General features: G+C 47.3%; 6 protein-coding genes and 1 pseudogene. 2 read left to right on the forward strand and 5 right to left on the reverse strand.

Going from position 1 to position 5,368, the window contains the following annotated elements; translation table 11 throughout:
• The first annotated feature begins 104 nt into the window (after positions 1-104).
• Positions 105-353, forward strand: coding sequence for a pentapeptide repeat-containing protein (locus tag IQ235_RS18955; RefSeq protein WP_405196693.1), 249 nt, complete (start codon positions 105-107; stop codon positions 351-353).
• Here IQ235_RS18955 and IQ235_RS17940 read toward each other — a convergent pair.
• From IQ235_RS17940 to IQ235_RS17955, 4 genes are all read right to left on the reverse strand, one after another.
• Complete coding sequence (locus tag IQ235_RS17940; protein WP_264322784.1) at positions 256-1,233, reverse strand: caspase family protein; 978 nt, start codon at positions 1,231-1,233, stop codon at positions 256-258. The genes IQ235_RS18955 and IQ235_RS17940 overlap by 98 nt on opposite strands.
• Positions 1,234-1,384: 151 nt before the next feature.
• Positions 1,385-2,263, reverse strand: coding sequence for an alpha/beta fold hydrolase (locus IQ235_RS17945; protein WP_264322785.1), 879 nt, complete (start codon positions 2,261-2,263; stop codon positions 1,385-1,387).
• A gap of 65 nt (positions 2,264-2,328) precedes the next feature.
• A complete protein-coding gene (locus tag IQ235_RS17950) occupies positions 2,329-2,673 on the reverse strand; it encodes a DUF1815 family protein (RefSeq protein ID WP_264322786.1) in 345 nt (114 codons plus the stop codon).
• 582 nt (positions 2,674-3,255) lie between these two features.
• Positions 3,256-3,459: a DUF2839 domain-containing protein gene (locus IQ235_RS17955; protein WP_264322787.1), complete on the reverse strand. Its 204-nt coding sequence runs from the start codon at positions 3,457-3,459 to the stop codon at positions 3,256-3,258.
• 591 nt (positions 3,460-4,050) lie between these two features.
• Here IQ235_RS17955 and moaB point away from each other — a divergent pair.
• Positions 4,051-4,623, forward strand: a complete 573-nt coding sequence (gene moaB, locus IQ235_RS17960; RefSeq protein ID WP_264322788.1) for a molybdenum cofactor biosynthesis protein B — start codon at positions 4,051-4,053, stop codon at positions 4,621-4,623.
• Between the two features lie 82 nt (positions 4,624-4,705).
• Here the strand turns inward: moaB and IQ235_RS17965 are convergent.
• Positions 4,706-5,368, reverse strand: a pseudogene (locus IQ235_RS17965) (recombinase family protein); the annotation flags it as partial.

The raw sequence follows: 5,368 nt of genomic DNA on the forward strand, positions 1-5,368 counted from the left end.
CGCATCCCCCAACTCAATGACTTATCCAGTCTGAGTTTTACACGATCGCACCCACCCTCAAAGTACCCCCTTGACACACGATCGAATTCCTTAACTTGTCACCCATGAGCGGAGCCAATTTGATGGAAGTGGATTGGACGGATACCAATTTTTCGGGAGCCGATTTCACTGGAGCCATACTACCCAATGGCAAAACTCGCAGAGGAAATGAGAATTTCAATTTTGGATGGGAAGAGACCGCTCGAGGGGATTGGTTTACGGAAATTGGGAAGTATCCGAAGATTCTTCCGACGGCGATCGATCTTTCAATGAGATTTCATGGGCGAGCAACACCCCTAGTAGCAAAATGGTAGCGGCAAGACCCCCAAACCACAACCAGCGCTCCCAGGTCGGGTTTGCCGGGGCAGTGGGTTTTGGCTGGGGAAGCGGCTCTTGGGTGGACGTTAATTTAGGTTGGGTTTCGAGGTGGTCTTTCCCTGGTGCAGTTCCTTTTTTTGCCGGAAAGAGAGATTGATGAAGCTGTTCGTCCCGGCCAACGATCGTTACGGGGTCTTGTTTGGGTCGCCAGTGATGGTCGCATAATTGGGGAAGGCGATCGCGCATATAGCGATCTAAGCTTTCCAATGTCGGGCATTTTTGGCTATCGAGAGCTTCCACGAGAGCGGCGGTAAATAAGCCCCCATCGAGAGCGCTGGTTTCGTGGGAAAACTGCTCTGGCTGGCACGATAGCATGACTGCAATTTCGAGCTTGTCGGCCAATTCTAGGGTTTCGCTACCAATCCCCACACCGGCGTACTTGCCGGTGGGACGGCTGATATCGAGAAATACTCGCAGGTTTTTGGTCTTAGCTTGCTTGAGGCGAGCGAGAAAAGACTCAACGGAAATGCCCGTTTCTTGAATGTCTTGGGGATTGCCCTCGATGGGCATTAAGTAGTCTTTGCCCAGAAAATTGACGCCGTAGCCACAAAAAAAGCACCAGAGGATATCCTCGGGTTGCAGGGGTAGGGCGCAGATTTGGGCGATCGAGCGATCGATATTCTCTAAACTGGGATAGGTCGATCGACCCGATCGCTTGGGGGAGGTTTCCGCGAGCAGCCAAGATTGGGAATCGGGAACGGCCGCAATAGTCGCCACGCACCTTTGAAATGCACCGGCATCTGCTTGGGCGTACCGCAGAGGTTGCAAATGCTCGTAGCGATCGATTCCAATAGCAATACAAGCGTGCTCGACCATATCCCATGTTTCGTTAAATCAAATCGAGATCGGTGCCAAGAAGCCGCTCTCGATATCTCTGGTGCCGCAGGAGAGGGAAGCGGGGGAAATATGGGGAATCTAAAATCCAAAATGCTCTCCCATACCCTGCATTTTCCGTCGTCGGAATAACTTAACCCCGTCGAAGAAAATTGGACAACTCCCGATTGACTGTCTGGGGAACTTCTTGTTGAATCCAGTGACCGCAGTTGGGAACGATACGCAGTTTAAAGGGAGCTGCAATCAATTTGTCGAGTCCCTCAGTCAGTTTTTTACTGAGGAGGGTGTCTTCTTCTCCCCACAAAACTAAGGTGGGAACCGTAATCCGATCGGGTGTTTTCCATCCCTCGAACAGCCAGTTCTGGGGCGAGAGAAACTGACGGTAATAGTTTAGAATCGCGGAAAGAACACCCGGTTTTTCCAAAGCAGCTTGATACATTTGGGTATCTTCCGAGCTAAAAGCCCCCTTACGAACAGCTTGTTCCCGAAATAGATTTTTGACAAAATCTTTAAGGTTGTTTTGAATGAGCCATTCGGGAATACCGGGAACCTGACAGGCAAAAAGATACCAACTGCGGCGCTGTTGGTCGAGATTGCTCGAAAGTTCCTGCAAAAATCGTCCGGGATGGGGGGCGTTGAGAATTGCTAGACGATCGAGCAAACGCGGAAATTTCTGGGCAAAATGCCATGCGATCGCTCCTCCCCAATCGTGACCGACTAAATGTGCTTTTTGATAGCCTAGCGCTTCGATTAGACCTTGAATATCAGCACTGACAGTATCGAGATCGTAGCCGCTTTTCGGTTTGTCGGAATCGTTGTATCCTCGAAGATCTGGGACGACAACCTTAAAGTGGCGAGCTAGGGCTGGAATTTGGTAGCGCCAAGAGTACCAAAATTCGGGAAATCCGTGTAATAAAAGCACGAGATCCCCTTCTCCTTTGGTCACGCAGTGCAGGCGAATGCGATTGGTGTTGATGAAGCTATGCTGCCATGCAGCGTCCGATTGAGTCATGAGTTAGTCGTTCGTTCGATTTAGACATTGAGTTGCTCGCTCATCGGGTATCTAAGCCTCCATAACTACATTGATGAGCTTAGAGCTGGATGATAGTCGGATGGCTGAATTTTATACTTGACTAAATCCGCGAGTTCTTGCAACTGACCGATGGCTTCAGCACCCTCTAGCTTCATTAATTCTCGATCGTCGCGCATTTCCGTCCAGGTGATGCCATAATCGGAAACTAAAAACCGAATCAGGTGATTGTTTGCCAAGCTCACCATAAAAGAGGCGCTATTTTTCTGACCTCCACAGGTGTAGCACGATGCTAGATACCCTCTTTGTTCTAGCACGATGGCGAGGGCTTGCAGATTAGTCACCAGGTCTTGGACGAACTGGCGGTGTTGTTCTGCGAGTCGGACAAACATGATTTCCTCCTAACACACCTTGAAATATTCTATGACGATCTTACCTTTTTTTAACAATTCTCGACTTTTTTCGGTTTTCATGTAACCGAAAGCACTATTTAAGAGCCTGATGGATGAAGTTCCTATATCTATCTCCTACCATAGCGAATTCTGGCGTGGGGCAAAGTATCGAGAAAGACACTTGATTTTGCGATCGCAATTTCTCGATCGAGAAGAGGGATAATCTCGGGAATTTTGCTAATTCAATCCCTAAAACCACGAGTTAGATAGGGATAGCGAGTCGTGGCGATCGATAAACTTCCTAAGGTTTGTTAGATGGAAAGCTGAATATTTTCGTTCCCGACTCATAATTGTAAATATAATTATCGAATAAATTATATTTGTAATTTGTATATCTCTTTTCGTATTGTTTATATTTTATTTCTTTAAAAAGGGGTCGATCGCTTTGACGATGCAAGATTCGATCGAGATTGCCCAGGGGAAACTTCCTGGCTCATCAGGCTTTGGGACTTGCATCTCAATGCTGGCGTTACGACAACTTTACGCTTTACGTCCCAAATACTCGCGTTCGGCTTAGTCAGTCTACCACCACCCAAGGGATGGACCGATGAAAATGACGGTAACCCAAACCAATGCAAGAGCGCCTATTCCCACCCAAGCCCCGCGAGTTGTCCATTTGACAAATGCTTCTGCTTGAGTTTTGGTAATCGGCAACCAAGGAAGGATTTGCTTCTCTTGACCGTATTTCTCTCCCAGTGCTGCTTTGCGACGTTTTGATTCACCCATGAGAACCACCTGATTAGTAGAGTTTTTTTATAATATCGTAGTTGTTTGCCGATTTGGACATTCCGGTACTGCAGACAAGTAAATGTACTCATCGACCTAGATCCGATCGAGTATCCTAAAGGTTGAAAAATCGCGATCTTAATCTTAATTCGATCAAAATTTTGACGTGGGTTTCCAGATGAGCTGATTGACTAATTGTCGTCTGGATTTTCGCAACAGCGACTTCGATGGTTCGACAATTGGAGTAAAACACTCAATGAAGGACAAAACTCTATGATATTTCGATCGTTTTTGAAGATGATGCTTTTATTATTGGTATGGTAAAAAAAAATCGATTTCAGTCTATTTATTTAGTCACGATCGATCTTCTCAAAAGAATAGAGAACAAGTTTTTTATTTAAAATATAAGCATTTTTAAATATGACTTTCAATCGACTTAAATCGATATATTCTTTACGAATTTTGTATATACAAAGATATTAACTTGCAATTATATTTGTTTTCTTTATTTGTCTGTTATAAATAAATTTTTTTAGAAATTTTCCTGCTCTAAGAATTGATATTCAATCTAAAGTTAAAGGGCTTTTATTGATGAGCGAGCAACCAAACCGAATTGATGAAACTCAAGTTTTTCTCCCAGTCAATATTGCCGTTTTAACGGTATCCGACACCCGTACTTTTGAAACCGATCGATCCGGTCAAATATTGGTCGATCGAATCGTGCAAGCCGGTCATTGTGTCATCGCCCGCGCGATTATCGAAGATGAAAAAATAGCAATTATCCAACAACTTAAAAATTGGATTGCCGATACCACCATCGATGTCGTTATTACCACCGGAGGTACTGGGATCACCGGTCGAGATGTGACACCAGAAGCTTTTCAGGCTTTATACGACAAAGAAATACCCGGTTTTGGCGAACTGTTCCGAAGCATCAGCTATGCCAAAATTGGTACGTCCGCTTTGCAATCTCGAGCAACTGCTGGGGTGGCTGGCGGTACGTATCTCTTCGCACTGCCGGGATCGACAGGGGCTTGCCGCGACGGTTGGGATGACATTATCCGCTGGCAACTCGACAGCCGCTACCGACCTTGCAATCTCGTCTCGCTGATGCCGCGATTGAGGGAGACAGGGGAGAATAGTCGTCCACCACAGAAATTATGATGGGTAATTTCTGTGGTGGAGTACTACTGTGGTAGATGACCGTGGCAAAAGAATTTAGCAAACTGACGTTAATATACGCGCCTTAGCTGCGTCCGATCGTCGGTAACTCAAATGGAACCGAGGCATTGACCAAAGATAGTAGCGGGCCGAGTTGCTCTTGTCCGTTGGCCGCCAGGTCGCTATGACCGAGGATAACCCGTTCGTTCACCCGTCCCAACAAGTCCAGCAAAATCCGGCGGATGCGCTCCTCATTGGCCTCTTGGGTATCGTCAGCCGTCCAGAGACGACCCAATCGATTCTCCAGAAACAAGGGCGCACCAAACAAAACCGCCGAACCTCCACTCGCCCAGAGGGGAGAACTGATATCCATCCAGAAGTGCCAGGGATGGGAGGCACGACTGGAACGGTACTGAAAGATATTCGCCAGCGTCACGGCAGCTTGAGTATTTGAGGGACGCACCGGGTAAGGGTTGGCAGCAACCGTCCCCCGCCGCAGCAGTTGAATAAAGCGAGCGCTCGTGTTGCCGGGGGATTCGCCCCCATCGAGACGCGATGCTACTTCCCAGTAATGCTGTGCCGTTTCGAGCAATTCGCGCAGGATAACCAGTCGATCGTAGGGGAGGCGATTCCCATCCCACAAAAACTCTGACACGGCCCGATCGAGAACGAAAACAGGACTGGGAATCGATCGCTGCCCAATTTGCTCTTGGATTTGCTCGATCCAGGTGAGAATGGCGTTATAGGC

The sequence above is a fragment of the Zarconia navalis LEGE 11467 genome, assembly GCF_015207075.1.
Classification (GTDB): domain Bacteria; phylum Cyanobacteriota; class Cyanobacteriia; order Cyanobacteriales; family Geitlerinemataceae; genus Zarconia; species Zarconia navalis.